Here is an 18,217-nt window from a genome sequence, read left to right on the forward strand (position 1 = left end):
TCAGACTAATCTGAACAATATGGGTTTAGCGACTGCTCAAACTTATTAAATAAACTGCGGACTGCGATTGCAGATTATATTCTGAATTGACCTATAACACCAAACACTATGAAAGTATTTATACATGAAAAGTATTAACAATTATCTGACCAAGAAGCTATGTTATACGGCTACTATTTTACTACTTACATTAATAGCTACTACTAATACCTATGCTCAGGTTAATTTACCACCAGCGGAAAGGTGTACATCAAAAGACCTAGAGCTTGTTGAAGCGTTTTTATCAGGTAGCGATGAATGCGTTGCTTGTGAGGAAGGTGAACTATTAGATCCACAGAGTTTAAACTTATCTATTGATAATAAGACTGGGTCAACAAGAACTTCATTTGCTTTTTGGGGCACATTAGAAGTATATAATAGTGATGGTGAACTTGATGAAAGCGTTTCTCTAACAGGTTGTAATGGTCCTATTGTTGCAGATACTATAACGACATTACCTTTCTCTGTAATAGAGACCGATGAACCTTCAGACTACATCAATAATTCAGGTCAAATCGTGATAGAGTGCGGTCAGACTTTAAAACTAACAGGCCTATTCCTAGCTTGGACAGATGCTGCCGATAATACAAATAGGGTTTGTCCATTAAATCCAGCCAAAATAGCACCTAAATGTGGTACCCTACCTGAAATTGAAGTTGCAACAGGTTTAAATGCTGAAGTAGATGAGATAACACAAATTTCTTGTGAAGGTAATGATGGAGCTATCGACGTTTCTGTTACAGGAGGTGCACCTCCATATACTTATGAGTGGACAGCAAGTAATGGTGGGGTAATTCCTACTGGTCAGGCTGATGATCAGGATCTTACCGGCCTAGGGCCTGGAACTTATAGTTTGCTTGTAACTGATGACGCTGATTGTACAGATACACTAAGTGTAACATTGGAAGCCCCAGATCCAGTAGCAACACCAATTATTACAGTACAGGCCGCTACTTTATGCGAAGGACCTTCTACACCAACTATAACTGTTTGTAACCCAATTGTGGATGCTGTCTACACCGTTGTGCAACCAGATGAGGATACAATTACAACTGCTGCTTATGTATCAGGAGCGTTAGTTATTGGAGGTTTGGTAGCAGGAAAAGATTTTGAAATATATGCTACACTGGGTGAATGTAATTCAGAAATTGCTGACTGTGATGATATAGCTACAGAGGAGGAATGTACAGCTGCAGCTGCTGCAAGTTTACAGAAATCTTCATCAAGCTCTATACAATCTTTGTCTCCGTCCAGAACAACCAGCTCAATAAAATCTATAAGGGATGCTGACAGAAATACATTAACTGCCTACCCGGTTCCATTCCGGGACAGAGTAAATGTCGAGTTCAAAGCGGAACGCAGTGGTAACTATACTATTAACCTGTATGATAGTAAAGGAAAACTTATTAAAGAATTAAAGGCTGGTAAGTCAAAATCTGGTCAGTTACAAAGTATAGAAGTAGATGGCAGAAGTCTGCCAGATGGTATGTACTTTATAAGAGTTGTTGATAATGCAGGCTCACGTACAGTTAAGTTGCTGAAAAAAGAATAGTAGTAAGAGGTTATAAAACAGAAAGGGGCCGGAAAGCTATTTCCGGCCCCTTTCTGTTTTAGACTTAACCCTATTAATATATGAGATTATTGTACTTTGTGTATTTTTATTTGCTTATTATTTATGCATTTACCCCATCATAAATAGTCTGTTTACTTTAAATATTTACTTATATAATACAAACAATTTTAGGCTGCGTTAAAGCAATTGGAGAAATAGATTAGAGTTATTTATATATTCTTACCCGGTGCTACCTCTACCTGGCACCTTATACTGCTGGTATAGCTATTATACTTTGTAGGGCTTTAATAAAAGCAGTCACCCTCCTTTACATGCTTTTGTTATGGCTGATTCCGTGAGTTGAGATTTACACCATTTTACGAAATAACAGAGCTGATAAATCTGCTTCCTGAGAAGCCATTAAAGGTCTTAACCGACTTTACCTTAGTTCTTCTATGAAATCACTCTACCTCTACCAAAAGGGTAACAGTTACTCTTTTGCCAAAATTTTAAGAGTACCTCCCTGATCCAGCCGGATACGCTGCGACCAAAGCAGCACATTTTTAACAGACTCTCTGATCATACAAACCCGCCTTTGCCAAAGGCTCTGGTAAAGCAGAGTGTCATATTGATATGCAATTAAAATTCAACACTATGAAAGTTTATTACATACACTTATGAAAAAACTTAATGATTACACTTGGAGAACGGGCTCCGTTCTACCAAAGCAGCTGCAGTTGTTATGGCGATGTGCTATGGTACTGGTAGCTGCTTTTGCTTTTTCAGCTAATACCTTTGCGCAGGACCTTCCGCCTGCGGAAAGATGTACTTCTGAAGACCTGCAAGTAATAGGCGCTACATTAACAGGCACAGGTTGCGTTTCCTGTGAGTTTGGTGAGCCACTATCTTCCACAATCACATTTACTATTGAGAACACTACACAATCCCTTCGTACCTCCTATGCTTACTGGGGAACAGTAGTTATAAAAGACGCTCAGGGTAATATAAAAGGGACTCCAATTAAAATCGATGGCTGTAATAGCCAGGGCTTCCCGGGCGGGGAAACCAGAACTATAGTTGAAGAAACAGTTATCAATTATAATTGTGGAGACCGCGTAGAAGTTATCAATTTTTACGGAGCCTGGACAGATGCATCTGACAATGACAATAGAGTTTGCCCACTGGATCCTTCTACTATCAATCCTAAATGCGATGTGATACCGGTGTTGCCAATTACAACGCCGGTAGTAGTTAATGCCGGAGAAGATTTTACCATTACCTGTATACTTAACCCGAATGGTAAACAGATAGGTGAAACTCCACAGGCCGGTCATACTTATTCATGGTCTCCTGCTGCGGGCTTAAGTGCAACTAACATTGCCAATCCTGTTGCTAACCCAACTCAAACCACTACTTATACTGTTACTAAAACCAATACAGAGTCGGGCTGTACAGATACAGATCAGGTAACTGTAACTGTTAACAATGCCGCTGTAACTGCTTATGCCGGAGAAGACTTTACAAAAACGTGTGTTACCAATCCTGATGGTAAACAAATAGGTGAGGCTTCGGATGCAGCTTTTACGTATTCGTGGGTACCTTCAGCAGGCCTGAGTGCTACCAACATAAGTAACCCGATTGCCAACCCAACTGGTACCACCACCTATACTGTAACCAAAACTAATAAAGTAACTGGCTGTACAGATACAGATCAGATTACAGTAGATGTAGATATTGCACCGTTAGGAGCACCCGGTGGTCCGGATGTAGAAAGATGTGGTACTGGCACGGTAACGCTGGCAGTAGCAAACCCACTTGGTGGAGTAACCTATAAATGGTATAGTGCTGCAACAAACGGTACTTTACTATTCACAGGTCCATCGTATACCACCGGCTCACTTACCCAGACTACTTCCTTCTGGGTAACTGCTACAGGTGCTAACGGTTGTGAAAGTACCCGATCAGAGTTTAAAGCTATCATATTTACGCCGGTTACAGTTAATGCAGGTATAAATGTTACATCTTGCGCAGCTAACCCTGTGCAGTTAAATGGCTCTGTTACTGGCGGAGCTACTACCGGAAGCTGGACAGGTGGTACAGGTACTTTTAACCCAAGCAGAAATGTGCTTAACCCGACTTATACACCTTCTGCTGCCGAGATAAGTGCAGGTACAGTAACACTTACTTTGTTATCAGCAAACCCTGATGGACCATGTCCTGCAGTGAGTGATGCCATGACTATAACCATAAATGATGAAGTTTCTGTTAATGCCGGTTCTAATGCAAGTATATGTTCTTCCAGCCCGGCTGTAACGTTGGCAGGTTCTATTTCGGGAGGTATAAGCACTGGCGATTGGGTTGGTGGTACAGGTACATTTAACCCGAACAGACAAACTTTAAATGCAGTTTATACGCCATCCGCAGCAGAAATTTCTGCCGGTACAGTTACCCTGACACTGCAGTCAGATGATCCGGCTGGCCCTTGTGCGGCTGCTAACGACGCCATGACAATAACAATTTACAAAGCTGTTGTAGTTGATGCCGGCGGACCTGATACTCGTTGCCAGTCTGCAACTATGCAAGCCATTGCCCTGACCGGTGCAAGTATAACAGGGGGAACAAATAGTGGTACCTGGCAGATTGTTTCTTCAAGTCCGGCTAATGCAGGTAACGTACTAAGCAATAATACATATGCCAGCGGAAGCCTTACAGTGGCTGCAGGTTATACAGGTACAATTACCTTGAAACTGACAAGTGCAGACCCAACCGGACCTTGCGGAGCCATGGAAGATACCAGAACAGTAACTATTTACCCTGCTGCTACTGTTGATGCCGGCGGCCCTTACGTTGTTACCTGTACCACTCCAAGAACAGTAACATTAAGCAGCATATTTGGTGGCGGCGCTACCAGCGGAACCTGGATTGTACCTGCTGGTAAGGGTAGTGTTACTGGTAATGTTTATACTCCTAGTGCAGAAGCTCTTGCTGCCGGTACTCCTGTAAACTTAACATTTATAACCAATGACCCAACCGGACCTTGCGGGGCAGTAAGTGATATAGCCATAGTAACATTCCAGGTTTGTAATCTTGAAGGCTGTACTCCTGGTTACTGGAAGCAGTCGCAGCACTTTGGTAACTGGAGTTGCGGTTATATTCCGACAGGTAATAATGCCACATTGTTCTCTACTGCACTAGGTTTAACTTCTGCCCAAATGACGCTAAGAGGCTTGCCTACTAACCTGACATTACTTCAGGCGCTTAACCTGAATGGTGGTAAATACTATGCGCTGGCCCGTCATGCAGCAGCGGCAATCTTGAATGCCTGCAGTGGAGTTGATGTTGATTACAAGTATACCACAGCCCAGATTAAAACTATGGTTCAGGCTGCGTTTACTTCAGGTAATCCTACCTCAGCTCATAACAACCTGGCAGCAGCCAACGAAATGGGTTGTCCACTCGGAAGAGCTACACTTACATCATCCACTACTAGTAAACTGGAAGGGGCTTTATCTGATCGTATTTCGGCTTACCCAACACCGTTCTCTGACAAGGCAACTATAGAGTTTACGATAAGCAAGGACGAAAACTTTGTGGTGAACCTGTACGACATGAAAGGTGGTTTGGTAAAACAGCTGAAAGCCGGTACAGCCAAAGCAGGAGAGTTGCAACGCGTTGAAGTAGATGGTACTGATCTGTCTGAAGGCTTATACATTGCCCGAATGATCAGTGACTCTGATGCAAGATCTGTGAAATTGTTACTTAAGAAAGAATAAGCAGTAAGGAGGCTATTATAAAAACAGGGGCCGGGATTAATTTCTTGGTCCCTGTTTTTTATTGCAGCTATAGTTACACCTTTAGTAGTTGGCTTTTAACCTTCGTGCAACTATTTTCTTTTATGTAACTTCTGACTTATACTCAGATTATTATGCTGTTTACTAGCACTATATATGCATTAACTATATATAGATACTCCAAATGATAGGCTATCCAGATTAATATAAATTTAATTATATAAATTGCGTATAAAGGTATTGCTTAAATAAACACTATATTAACAGTCTCTGGTAAAGCTATATGGTAAAGTATTACTGTAGAAACTGAACCAGAACCCGCGCCCTTTCCCTCTACTCCTAAACCCTGATAGGCACCGATGCAGAACTGTATCGGGTAAAACTTAATTGTTTAATGATAACAAGATGATGAAGTTCTACTATAGGGTTTCCTTTCTTTTTAATGTATTCATGTGGCATTTCGTTCTTCGGCAGGGGCCATAAGTAGCTGGTAGCTATTTATGTATAGTCGCTGTTTGTCTTTTAGCTAATCATTATACAAGAACTGATATGATAAAATTCCTCCTCAAAAAGGGAGGCAGGTATCTTATTGCCTCCATTTTACAGCCACCCTAAAGTATAAGCTCAATAGCCTGAAACCATGTAAAAGGTGCTGGTTTATACTTCCCTCTACTCTTCCACTGCACTCTTTTATAGCGTGAGGTCCTGCTATTGCATTTTAAAAACTATGAGAAATAATTATTTATGAAACACTTTGACAATAACAAGCGCAGCTCGAAGCATATGCTGCAAAAACTCTGGCTCGTTCTGGTAATAATGGCCCTGCCACTAACTATACAAGCTAATTATGTAAGTATAGTAAGTATAGCAAAACAGGCTAACAAAATTATTACTACTCAGGCCAGTATGCGTGCTACATTATGGAACGCAATGGGTTTATCAACAGCCACTAACGAAGCTGGTAAAGCGATGTATGGTGGTGGCGACTTCAGCCTGAACTTTGTTGCTTCTGCCCCTGATTCTTACGACCATACTACTGGTGGCGGAGCGTTCGATGATGCAACAACAAACACTGATATTGTAGAATCTCTGGAAGGCGGAGACTTTACCTGCGGTGATATAGTAACCTTTTTAACAGAGATAAAAGTTGATGCCGGCGCAACAGGTGCACAAACTATAGATCTGGATTATTCTTTTCTGGCAGATGCAACGGGCCAGCCAGGTGTAGCTCTTTCCGATATTCTTACAGTAAAAGTAAACTACGGGGCTGTATCAGGCGGAGATGGTCCTGGTAACACAGATTCAGGAATAAGTGACGATGGTGGAAGTGTAGCAACGCTTACTAATGAACACATTACCGGTGACGGTACCCTTTATAATGGTAACGACCTGGTTGGTACAGTAACAGTAACAGACCTGGAGGCCGGCGAAACTGTTATAGTGCGTATGGATGTCCTGATTGCTTGTGACCCAGGCAGCAGCCCGACGGGAAACTTACAGGGTGCGATAACAGCCGGTTTGGTGATTGATCCCGAAGAGGATAACATCAGTGTTGGAAATCAAACGGTGCCTTTCAAAAATGTAGATCAGATTCAGTTTCCTGATTGTGTTTTAGCCGCGGCCGGGCCTGTGTGTGCCGGAGCAACCACTGCCCACACTGCTACCAGCGATGTAGATGCAGCAACCTATACCTGGACAATTTCAGGCTCCAGCACCGGTACAACTTTTGTTGGTGGCGGAACTACAAAAACAACAACCGCAGCACAGGGGGAATTATCTACCGGTGTAGATGTGGTAGCTGGCGGAGCAGGCACTTATACTTTATCAGTCGTAATCAGTAAGCAAGGTTATGGCGATCAGAGTTGTAGTGTAACTGTTGTTGTTAATGCCATACCTGAGGTTTATACTTTAAGCAGCACAAGTTATTGTGCTGGTGATGCTGCTCTCGGAAGTCTTACACTCAGCAATTCTGAAACAGGGGTAAGTTATCAATTAAAAGATGCTACAAACGCCAACGTGCAGGTTGCGAAATCAGGAACCGGCGAACCTTTGATCTGGACTGGTATTGCCGCTGGCACAGGTTATTACGTTGTGGCTACCGGAGCAGAGCCTAGCAACTGCCAAAGCCAGACTATACCAGTGAACGTAACAGAAAATCCATTGCCGGATGCAAAAGCCGGAGCAGACAAAGTACTGACCTGTACCACAACAAGTATAAATTTAAGTGGTTCATCAGCTACAGAAGGTGTAACCTATACCTGGGTGGCTAGCGATGGCGGAAATATTGTATCTGGTGCAGATTCAGCAACTCCATTGGTAGATGCAGCCGGTACATATACATTAACAGTTACAACCACCGCTACTGGCTGTACAAATACTGATGTTGCCCTGGTGACAGTAGATAATACTACACCAAACGTTAGCGCTGGCCCTGACATGCAACTTACCTGTATAACAACCGAAGTTATGCTTTCAGGTTCTTCAACTACTGAAGGTGTTACTTACTCATGGAACGGACCAAATGGCTATACTTCTAATAGTGCTACACCAACAGTAAATGCAGCAGGTACTTATACTTTGACGGTTACAAATTCGGCTACAGGCTGCGCTGCTTCTGACATGGTTGAGGTAACTAAGGATGAAACACTACCTGAGGTTTCAATTAATAAAGATCCTTATACTCCTTTCTTAACGTGTAACATTAAAGCAGTAGTTCTTTATTCTGCCACTAATATAGAAGGAGGAATTTTCCTATGGACTGGACCAAATGGGTTTACTGCTAATATTGGACCTGTTTATGCTACAGTTCCTGGTACTTATACTTTAACAGTTACAAATCCTGAAAATGGTTGTAGTGCAACTGCTACTACAGTAGTTTCAGAATTTTATCCGGATTATGTAGCAAATGCTGGCCCTGATAAAGTATTAACCTGTACTAACACAACAGTAACATTAGAAGGCTCAGTTAATACACTTAATTATGAATGGACTACAGAAGATGGCCATATAGTTTCTAGCCGTTTTACTAGGAACATAGTTGTAGATAAGCCAGGTACTTATATATTAAGAGGCCTTGATATTGAATTTGGCTGTGGAGGTGTAACTGATACAGTTGTAGTGACGGAGGATAAAGAGTTACCACACATCATGGCACAAGGCGGTACTTTAGATTGCAATACAGGCACACTGCAGCTGATGGGATCGTCTACTACCGAAGGTGTTGCTTATAGCTGGTCAGGCCCAATGGGTTATACTTCCAGCGAGCAAAATCCTACTGTAACCTTGGCCGGTGAATATACTCTAACGGTAACTGATGGAGGAAATGGTTGCCACACAATGATGACGGTAACTGTACATCCGCAGCCTGTAGTTCCGGAGCCGGTGGTAACATGTTATGAAATTAATTTCGAGAACAACAATACCGGATTTGTAACATCTACAACCACAGGTGCAGGTGTGGTAAATATCTTTAACAGAAAACGCAATGTGGATGGTACTTATGAAACCGAGAACCATGCTGCTATCTTCAACACGCTGATGCCTACAGGAGATGATTCAGACTTGTATACCGAAGACTGGGGACATGTGCTTATCATCAACCAAGATCTGAACCCAGAGCCAAACGATAACCCGTGGGGCGGTGAAATGACATTAGACTTCTCTGCTTTCGGACCAGTAAAGATGACCTCACTGAAGGCCTTAGACTTTGATGTGTACGAAGACAATTCGTGGGTATACCTGTACGACGGGGCTGGCAATGAGCTGTATAAAGTGCAGATTCATAGCATGGGCAACAACAGCAAGCAGGAGATTGATCTGGGCAATACCAAAGGTGTGATGAAGATGAAAGTGGTGATGGATGGCTTTAATTCGGCTGGTATGCTGGCAGGTTCTGGTGCCATTGATGGAATTAAGTTCTGTGTGGAAGAAGCAACAGAAGATCCGTGCACCAAGCCGGTACAAACAGAAATTAAAGCAACTGCCTTCCCGATGCCCTTCTCTGACAGAACAACAGTAGAATTTACATCAAACGAAACACAGGAATATGTAGTGCAGCTGTTCGACTCCAGAGGTCGCATGCTAAGAGAGCTGAAAGCAGGTACTGTAAGAGCCGGGGAAGTAATTACTATAGATGTAGATGGTACAAATCTGCCAAACGGTATGTACATGGCTCACATTATAGGTAAAGCCGGAATCAAGAAAACAGTTAAACTGATAAACCGGAAATAGATAAGCCATAGTGGTTTTATACTTAAACTGCCCTGCTGCTATTAGCTGCAGGGCAGTTTTTTTATACCTGCATAGGTATAAGCAGCTGCAATTTTTTAGCGTACTTTGTTATATGCTGAAGATCGCAATCACAGGGCCTGAGTCTACAGGTAAATCTACATTATCAGAGCAGTTAGCAACGCATTACCAGACGGTGTGGGTGCCCGAATACGCCCGTACTTACATTGGCAGCCTGAACCGCGATTATACGTTAGAAGATATTGAAGCCATAGCACGCGGGCAACTGGAGCTGGAACAGCAGGCACAGACCAACGCAAGTACAATACTGGTGTCTGATACCGACCTGCTGGTGCTTAAGATCTGGAGCGAACACGCCTTTGGCCATTGCCCTGAATTTATACTTGAAAATTTACAGCAACAGGACTACAACCTTTACCTGCTGATGGGCGTTGATTTGCCCTGGGAACCTGATCCGCAACGCGAGCATCCGCACCTTCGCCAGTTCTTTTACGATTGGTATAAGCGGGAGCTGGCAGCGCTCAATGTTCCTTTTGCCGAGATATCAGGACAGCAGCACGAGCGTTTTAAAAATGCAGTAGAGCACATTGATGCCTTGTTACGGCAGTACAAACTATAAACCTAAAACATGCTATACTTCTTACAGAACGAAAACTATAAAGTTGGTGTCGAGAGCCGGGGTGCTGAACTGCAGCATTTTATTAAACTGGATGAGCAGTTGGAGTTTATCTGGCAGGCAGACCCTAATGTATGGGCCAGCCATGCTCCTAATTTATTTCCGATCATTGGCGAGGTGCCAGATTTTCAGTATACTTTTCAGGGTAAGACCTACCACATGAAGCGCCATGGCTTTGCACGTCATAAGGAATTTAAACTGGTAGATAAGCATCATGATAAACTGGTGTTTGAGCTAACCCACGACTACGAAACACTGGAGCAATATCCGTTTAAATTTACGCTGTTAATTGCATATAAACTGGAGTGGAACAAGCTGTCGGTAACATACCTGGTGCGTAGCGAAGATGATCATACCATGTATTTTTCTGTAGGCGGGCATCCGGGATTTAATGTACCTTTTTATCCTAACGAACAATACACGAATTACTTTCTTGAGTTTGAGCAGGAAGAAACGTTAAGCCGCCACCTGCTGAACGGACAAGGCCTGCAAAACGGCGATACTGAACGCGTGCTGCAACAGGAGCGTGTTTTGCATTTAAACCATTCCTATTTCGAGAAAGACGCACTGGTGTTCAAAAATCTTAATTCTGAGAAAGTAACGCTATCCAGCACCACAAACCCACGATCGGTAGAAATAGAATTTAAAGGCTTTCCTTACCTGGGTATATGGGCTAAACCAGGTCCCTCAAAGTATGTGTGTATTGAGCCCTGGTGTGGTATAGCCAGCCGGGTAGGGGAGTCAGGAGAGTTGCAGGATAAAGAAGGTATTCACGAACTGGCGCCTAAACAAGCTTTTGAGCGCACCTTCAGCATCACCATACTTTAACATACAAGTATAACTATACAAAAAGCCCCTGCTAATTTTGTTTAGCAGGGGCTTTTCTATTAAATTCTAATGCAAAGACGGTTCCGGTAGCTTCGGTAATTTTATGGTTCTGAAATCATATCTTGGTTCAAAATCATTTATCGGAAGTGAAATACCGGGTGGGAGATCCAGATCTGGCAAGCCGTCGCCAAGTGGTTCGCCACCGTCATCGTCGTTGTCCTGTGATGGCGGGTGATTAAACTTAGTGCGAGGCGAAAAAGCATAGTATGCCAGTATTGTAAGCAATGCTAGAGTATACAGTAAGCTGATCATCATCACGTTTTCGACTTAATTATTTATCAGTTCAGCTGGCATATCTTCTTGATTTGGCTATAGTTAAGAGCAGCTGCAGGAAAATGTGCCTGTTCCTTTTAAAACGTACTTTTATTGCAAGGGTTTGTCTATTGGCTAAAAAAATTCCTATAAATCTGAATTTTATTATATAAATATATTCTGATAGAGTAGAACTGGCTTTTTAAATACCGAATAAAGCCATAAATTTGCCGGTAGTAGGGGTGCCTTATAATAACGGGCTGAGATCATACCCATTGAACCTGTACGGGTAATGCCGTCGTAGGGAAACAAAAGGGAAACACAATTAAGCAGGATGCTAACCCCTGGCATACCTGTATGTGTCACTTTATCTTTTTAACTATTAATGAAGAATTTCTTTTTTGCACTGGCGGTGTGTTTATTGCCACTGCAATTGCTTGCGCAGTTTAATCTGAGCGGGCGCGTAACCGATGGTGCCACCGGTAATGCCTTGCCTGGCGCCAGTGTGGTACTTGATAACACCAATACAGGTACAACTACAGGGCCTGACGGAGTCTTTGAGTTTACAAACTTGCCTGTCGGTACCTATACTTTAAAAGTAAGCTTCCTGGGCTTTGAGCAGAAGAAGGCAACTATAAACCTGCAGCAAAATGAGTATGTAACATTGTCTTTACGTGCCCAGACATTTCAATCTGGCGAAGTTATAGTTCAGGCTACCCGCGCCGACGAAAGAACAGGAACCACTTTTACTAACGTAACCCACGAGCAGATAGCCGAGCGCAACTTTGGTCAGGACATGCCATACCTGCTGGAGCAGGTGCCATCGGTAGTAGTAAACTCTGATGCCGGTGCGGGTGTGGGTTATACCGGTATCCGTATCCGTGGCTCTGATATTACCCGCATAAATGTGACTGTAAACGGCATCCCGATAAACGACTCCGAAAGCCACGGTACCTTTTTCGTGAACATGCCGGATTTTGCCTCATCTGTAGAGGATATTCAGGTGCAGCGCGGTGTGGGTACATCAACGAACGGAGCCGGTGCTTTTGGAGCAAGTATAAACATACAAACCCAGCAGGTGCGCCGCGAAGCCTACGCCGAAACCGATAACAGCTATGGCTCTTTCGACACCTGGAAGAACAACGTACGCTTCGGTACTGGTTTGATAAATGGAAAACTCGCTTTTGATGGACGTTTGTCACGCATTAAGTCGGATGGCTATATCGACCGTGCTTTTTCTGACCTGAAGTCGCTATACTTTTCGGGAGGCTACTACGGCGATAAAACTACCGTTAAATTCGTTACTTTTTCTGGTAAAGAGCAAACCTACCAGGCATGGTATGGTACCCCCGAGGCGCTGGTTTACGGCAATGCTCAGGACCTGCAGGACTATATTGACCGTAACTGGATAGAAGGTGCAGACAAGGAAAATTTGCTGAGATCCGGCAGAACCTATAACTATTATACTTACGACAACGAAACCGATAACTACCAGCAGGACCATTACCAGTTACACCTGTCGCATGACCTGATGCCTGGCCTGATTTTTTCTGGAGCACTGCATTATACCAATGGTCGTGGCTACTACGAGCAATTTAAGGCTGAAGACGACCTGGCAGATTATGGCTTACCAAACGTAGAGATCGGTGATGAAACGATAACTACTTCCGATATCATCCGTCGCCGCTGGCTGGATAACGATTTTTATGGCGCTACCTATGCGCTGCAGTATAACCCGAATTCTAGGCTGAATGCCACATTGGGCGGAGCCTGGAACAGGTACGATGGCCGCCACTTCGGTGAAGTTATCTGGGCACGATATGCTTCTACTTCCAACATCCGAGATAGGTATTATGAGAACGATGCGCAGAAAACCGACTTCAATATGTTTGCCAAAGCCACTTACGGCGTTACAGACAAACTGAGCGTGTTTGGTGATATGCAGGTGCGAACTATAAACTATAAATTTACCGGCTACGATAACGACCTCGAAAGTATAGAACAGGACGTGGATTATACTTTCCTGAACCCGAAAGCAGGTATAGCTTATAACCTGGAACCGGAACACCAGTTGTATGCCTCAGTAGCAGTTGCCAACCGCGAGCCTGTACGCGACGACTTCACCGAATCTACCCCAGACAGCCGCCCGAAACACGAAACATTACGTAACCTGGAAGCCGGCTACCGTGGCCAGCTAAGTTTGGGTACTATAGCTGATAAAGCGCTTGCTGCTGACTTGGAGCTGAATTATTTCTTTATGGATTATAAAAATCAGTTGGTAGTAACCGGGCAGATAAACGATGTGGGAGCTTATACTCGTACCAATATCAAAGACAGCTACCGTCAGGGTGCCGAATTATCGGGAAGCCTGCGCCTGGGAAGTATAGCTACGTTAAGTTCAAATTTGACTTACAGCGAAAACAAGATCAATGACTTTAAGGAGTACATTGATAATTATGATACAGGCGATCAATATGAGAATTATTACGCCGAGTCAACAATCGCTTTTTCTCCTGATTTTATCTCGAGCAGCCAGCTGGAGGTGGAGGTGCTGAAAGGTTTAAAGGCTGCCTTTATCTATAAAACCGTAAGCAAACAATACCTGGATAACACCCAAAATGAGAGCCGCATTATACCTGCTTACCGGGTTGGAGATCTGCGTTTCCGGTACAATGTTGGTTTCAAAAACCTGCTGAAAGAGCTGGAGCTTGGGCTGTTGGTAAACAATGTATTTAATGAGAAATACGCAGCCAACGGCTATACCTACAGCTACATTTATGGCAGCCAGGTAACCGAGAACTTTTATTACCCGCAAGCTACGCGCAACTTCCTGTTATCTGTTGGCCTGAAATTTTAAACGAAAGTTTATACTTTGCTAAAGGAGCCCTGTCATTTGGCAGGGCTTTTTTGTTTGTGCAAATCATGCAGGTTATACTTAAAATTTTAACTTTGCGTATTACCCTTTCTCAAACCCTTTTAAACCAAAACTATGGCTTACGAACCAGCAGGAGCACCTGACTACTTTAACATAGACGATCTACTTACAGAAGAACATATATTAATCCGCCAGACGATGCGCGACTTTGTGAAGCGCGAGATATCTCCGAACATCGAGAGGTGGGCTCAGGATGCGCATTTTCCTTCAGAGATCGTGAAGAAGTTTGGTGATGTAGGTGCTTTCGGCCCGACTATACCAACCGAGTATGGCGGTGGCGGCCTCGATTATATCAGCTACGGCATTATTATGCAGGAAATTGAGCGGGGCGATTCTGGTATGCGTTCTACGGCTTCGGTGCAAGGTTCTTTGGTAATGTACCCGATCTATAAATATGGGTCTGAAGAACAACGCAAAAAATACCTGCCAAAGCTAGCAAGCGGCGAGTGGCTGGGTTGCTTTGGCTTAACAGAGCCGGATTTCGGTTCTAACCCGGGCGGCATGGTAACCAACATCAAAGACATGGGCGATCATTACCTGCTTAACGGTTCTAAGATGTGGATATCGAATTCTCCGGAGTGCCAGGTTGCAGTAGTTTGGGCAAAGAACGAAGAAGGCCGCATTAAAGGTCTGATTGTAGAGCGTGGCATGGAAGGCTTTACGACGCCGGAGATCCATAACAAATGGAGCTTACGCGCCAGCTGTACCGGCGAATTGGTATTCGATAACGTGAAAGTGCCGAAAGAAAATCTGTTGCCAAATGTTGATGGTCTGCGTGGCCCGTTGGGTTGCCTAGATTCTGCGCGTTACGGTATTTCGTGGGGAGCTATTGGAGCGGCTATCGATTGCTACGAGTCGGCATTAAAGTATAGCAAAGAGCGTATCCAGTTCGATAAGCCGATCGGCGGTTTCCAGCTGACACAGAAAAAACTAGCTGAAATGCTGACTGAAATTACGAAAGCACAGCTGATGGTTTGGCGTTTAGGTACTTTGATGAACGAAGGCAAGGCAACTACCCAGCAGATATCGATGGCGAAGCGTAATAGCGTGGACATGGCCCTGCATATTGCCCGTGAGGCACGCCAGATACATGGTGGTATGGGTATTACAGGCGAGTACCCGATCATGCGCCACATGATGAACCTGGAGTCAGTGATCACTTACGAAGGAACCCACGACATTCATCTGCTAATAACCGGCGCTGATATTACCGGTATTCAGGCGTTTAAATAGTGATTCTAGAAGTATAAAGTATAAAAGGCAGCTGCGAAAGTAGCTGCCTTTTTTGTTTGTCTGAATCAGGATTTGCAGGATTGATTTGGATGGACAGGATTATTATTGCCTATTAGCTTTTTAAATGCTGGCGCGAGTTTGTAACTCGTGCCTTTCAATGATGTTGAGTTTGTAACTCAACTTGGCCGGAGGCCCAACTATAGCAAGTCATGAGCGAGGACGCTCGCGCCATGAGCAGTCAACAAGTATAAATCCTGCTCATCCTAAAATCCTGTAAATCCTGATTCAGACTAATTTACTTTCGCCCTCAGGATCATACTTTACCATGTCATCCCAAAGCTTATCGAACTCGCGGCTGTAGTCCTGAACTATACTTGCGTTGTCTGTTATAAGTATGTTCTCGTGGTTGTAAAGAGCGGCGCTGCGTGTCCAGTTGTAGCTGCCGGTTAGCACCCGCTGTTCATCAAAAATAGCGAACTTGTGGTGCATGTGGTTACGCGTTTTATCCACCCAGATCTCCAGTCCCTGAGCAGCCATTTCAATAACATCCGATCCCAGGTCGTGTAGTTTATCGTTATCTGTAATAATCTTTATACTTATCCCGCGCTGGTGTGCACGCATTATGGCCTCTGTAATCCGGTCATCACTAATTGTAAACACACAGATTTTCATTGTTCTGGTTGCTGCGTCTATGGCGCTGATAATGGCGTTCAGGCAATCTTCTCCGGGACTGAAGAAAGCGTGGCTGGTAATATGTTGGATGCTTGGCTGCATAAAGTTAAATTAGTCAGCGAAAGGTACGTTTGCAGCTTTAGTTTAGATATAGAAACCAGGTAATGCTAATGAGATTAGATTTATGGTAAAATACTATAAAATAATTAGCAAAATTTCGTAAATTCGTAGGTGTAAATGGAGCGAAAGCAACGCCTGAACTGTTACCTTTAGGTATAGCAAAAGCTGATTGTAAAGTAGAGAATAAAAGAATGAGAGAAGATTATCTCACTGGCGAAAAAGAGCACATGACGCCAGCCGAACGCGATATTGACAAGGCACTCCGTCCGCTTAGTTTCTCGGATTTTACCGGGCAGGCAAAGGTGGTGGAGAACCTGAAAATATTTGTGATGGCAGCTCGTCGCCGTGGCGAAGCCCTGGACCACGTGTTACTGCACGGACCTCCGGGACTTGGTAAAACGACCTTATCACATATAATTGCCTCAGAGCTGGATTCAGGCATAAAAATGACTTCCGGGCCGGTACTGGACAAGCCAAGCGACTTAGCTGGTTTGCTTACCAACCTCGACCCGAACGATGTACTTTTTATCGATGAGATCCACCGTCTGAACCCGATCGTGGAAGAGTACCTGTACTCGGCCATGGAAGACTATAAGATCGACATCATGCTCGATTCTGGTCCGAATGCGCGATCTGTACAGATCAGCCTGAACCCGTTCACGCTGATTGGTGCTACCACACGTTCCGGTTTGCTTACTGCGCCGTTGCGTGCCCGTTTCAGTATTAACAGCCGACTGGAGTATTACGATGCGGAGTTGCTGACTTCTATCGTAAAGCGTTCATCTGCCTTGCTGGGTGCGCCAATACATGAGGATGCAGCTTTCGAGATTGCCCGCCGTAGCCGTGGTACACCGCGTATTGCCAACAACCTGCTGCGCCGTACCCGCGACTTTGCCCAGGTAAAGAGTAACGGTACCATTGATGTAGAGATTGCACGTTTCGCCCTGAACGCCCTGGATGTGGATCATAACGGGTTGGATGACATGGACAAACGTATTCTTTCCTGCATTATTGACAAGTATAAAGGTGGCCCGGTTGGTATCTCAACTATAGCAACTGCCTGCGGCGAAGAAGCAGAAACCATTGAGGAAGTGTACGAGCCGTTCCTGATCCAGGAAGGTTACATTAAACGTACTGCCCGTGGCCGCGAAGCTACCGAAGCAGCTTACAGGCACTTAGGTAAAATTCCGCCACAGCATGCACAAGCCTCAGGTGGTTTGTTTGACCAGGAATAAAGTATAAATTATAGTATAGCAGAAGAGCAGGTGATGAGCCTGCTCTTTTTGTTTATTCTGTTTTCTTGATCTCTGCTATCAATTCTACTTCCAGTACCGATTCAGCATCAAAAAGCCGGGAGATTTCTACCCAGGTGGCAGCCGGATTATGAGTTCCGTAATATTTCTTTCGGATAGCCTGGTTTTTCTTTACTGCTTCCATATCTTTCGCATACAGGTTTTCCTTTACCACGTGTGTAAAATCCAGGTTATACTTTTTTAGCGTCAGTTCCAACGTTTTGTAAACACGTTCCATGGCTTTGTCCATGTCGCCGTTGCCAACTGTGCCCGAAATATAAAGCATGTTGCCGCTACAGTAAGCCTGTGCATAATTCCACTCTTTTTCGCCGGGGTGCAGATGGAAAACTTTGCCATTTTTCTCCATTACGCCCTGCGCAAAAGCGCTACATCCTAGTAATAGGAAGATGAATAGTGGGAATAATTCTTTCATAGTTATAGGATTATTTGGTTTGATGTCGAAAGTTAATAAAAGTCTTACAATCAGCTATATACTTTAGCTAAGCAGGGTTGCGAAGA

At 43.9% G+C, this 18,217-nt stretch carries 11 protein-coding genes and 1 riboswitch; of the genes, 8 read left to right on the top strand and 3 right to left on the bottom strand.

Annotation, left to right across the window (positions count from 1 at the left end):
- Nucleotides 1–124: 124 nt before the first annotated feature.
- From MJ612_RS13450 to MJ612_RS13470, 5 genes are all read left to right on the top strand, one after another.
- A complete protein-coding gene (locus MJ612_RS13450; RefSeq protein ID WP_187031361.1) occupies nt 125–1,591 on the top strand; it encodes a T9SS type A sorting domain-containing protein in 1,467 nt (488 codons plus the stop codon).
- Nucleotides 1,592–2,268: 677 nt separating this feature from the next.
- Nucleotides 2,269–5,364, top strand: a complete 3,096-nt coding sequence (locus tag MJ612_RS13455) for an Ig-like domain-containing protein (protein WP_222619649.1) — start codon at nt 2,269–2,271, stop codon at nt 5,362–5,364.
- A 762-nt stretch (nt 5,365–6,126) separates the two neighbouring features.
- Nucleotides 6,127–9,612, top strand: a complete 3,486-nt coding sequence (locus tag MJ612_RS13460) for a T9SS type A sorting domain-containing protein (RefSeq protein WP_187031360.1) — start codon at nt 6,127–6,129, stop codon at nt 9,610–9,612.
- 112 nt (nt 9,613–9,724) lie between these two features.
- Nucleotides 9,725–10,249: an AAA family ATPase gene (locus tag MJ612_RS13465; RefSeq protein WP_187031358.1), complete on the top strand. Its 525-nt coding sequence runs from the start codon at nt 9,725–9,727 to the stop codon at nt 10,247–10,249.
- A 9-nt stretch (nt 10,250–10,258) separates the two neighbouring features.
- Complete coding sequence (locus tag MJ612_RS13470) at nt 10,259–11,134, top strand: aldose 1-epimerase family protein (RefSeq protein ID WP_187031356.1); 876 nt, start codon at nt 10,259–10,261, stop codon at nt 11,132–11,134.
- A 66-nt stretch (nt 11,135–11,200) separates the two neighbouring features.
- On the opposite strand, the gene MJ612_RS13475 is transcribed toward MJ612_RS13470, so the two are convergent.
- Nucleotides 11,201–11,449, bottom strand: a complete 249-nt coding sequence (locus MJ612_RS13475; RefSeq protein WP_187031354.1) for a hypothetical protein — start codon at nt 11,447–11,449, stop codon at nt 11,201–11,203.
- 225 nt (nt 11,450–11,674) lie between these two features.
- A riboswitch (TPP riboswitch) is annotated at nt 11,675–11,771 on the top strand.
- A 60-nt stretch (nt 11,772–11,831) separates the two neighbouring features.
- Here MJ612_RS13475 and MJ612_RS13480 point away from each other — a divergent pair.
- Both MJ612_RS13480 and MJ612_RS13485 read left to right on the top strand, forming a co-directional pair.
- A complete protein-coding gene (locus MJ612_RS13480; RefSeq protein ID WP_187031352.1) occupies nt 11,832–14,303 on the top strand; it encodes a TonB-dependent receptor in 2,472 nt (823 codons plus the stop codon).
- Between the two features lie 132 nt (nt 14,304–14,435).
- Nucleotides 14,436–15,614, top strand: coding sequence for an acyl-CoA dehydrogenase family protein (locus MJ612_RS13485; protein WP_187031350.1), 1,179 nt, complete (start codon nt 14,436–14,438; stop codon nt 15,612–15,614).
- A gap of 285 nt (nt 15,615–15,899) precedes the next feature.
- Here MJ612_RS13485 and MJ612_RS13490 read toward each other — a convergent pair whose 3' ends face one another.
- The gene (locus tag MJ612_RS13490) at nt 15,900–16,388 is read right to left on the bottom strand and encodes a phospholipase D-like domain-containing protein (RefSeq protein ID WP_187031348.1); all 489 of its coding nucleotides are present in this window, start codon (nt 16,386–16,388) and stop codon (nt 15,900–15,902) included.
- Between the two features lie 209 nt (nt 16,389–16,597).
- On the opposite strand from MJ612_RS13490, the gene ruvB reads away from it, so the two are divergent.
- Nucleotides 16,598–17,641 (top strand): Holliday junction branch migration DNA helicase RuvB, encoded by a 1,044-nt coding sequence (gene ruvB, locus MJ612_RS13495; RefSeq protein ID WP_187031346.1) that lies wholly within the window; start codon nt 16,598–16,600, stop codon nt 17,639–17,641.
- A 52-nt stretch (nt 17,642–17,693) separates the two neighbouring features.
- On the opposite strand, the gene MJ612_RS13500 is transcribed toward ruvB, so the two are convergent.
- Complete coding sequence (locus MJ612_RS13500) at nt 17,694–18,131, bottom strand: RidA family protein (RefSeq protein WP_187031343.1); 438 nt, start codon at nt 18,129–18,131, stop codon at nt 17,694–17,696.
- Between the last annotated feature and the right edge of the window lie 86 nt (nt 18,132–18,217).

The organism is Pontibacter deserti (genome assembly GCF_023630255.1).
In the GTDB taxonomy this organism is placed as follows: Bacteria; Bacteroidota; Bacteroidia; order Cytophagales; family Hymenobacteraceae; genus Pontibacter; species Pontibacter deserti.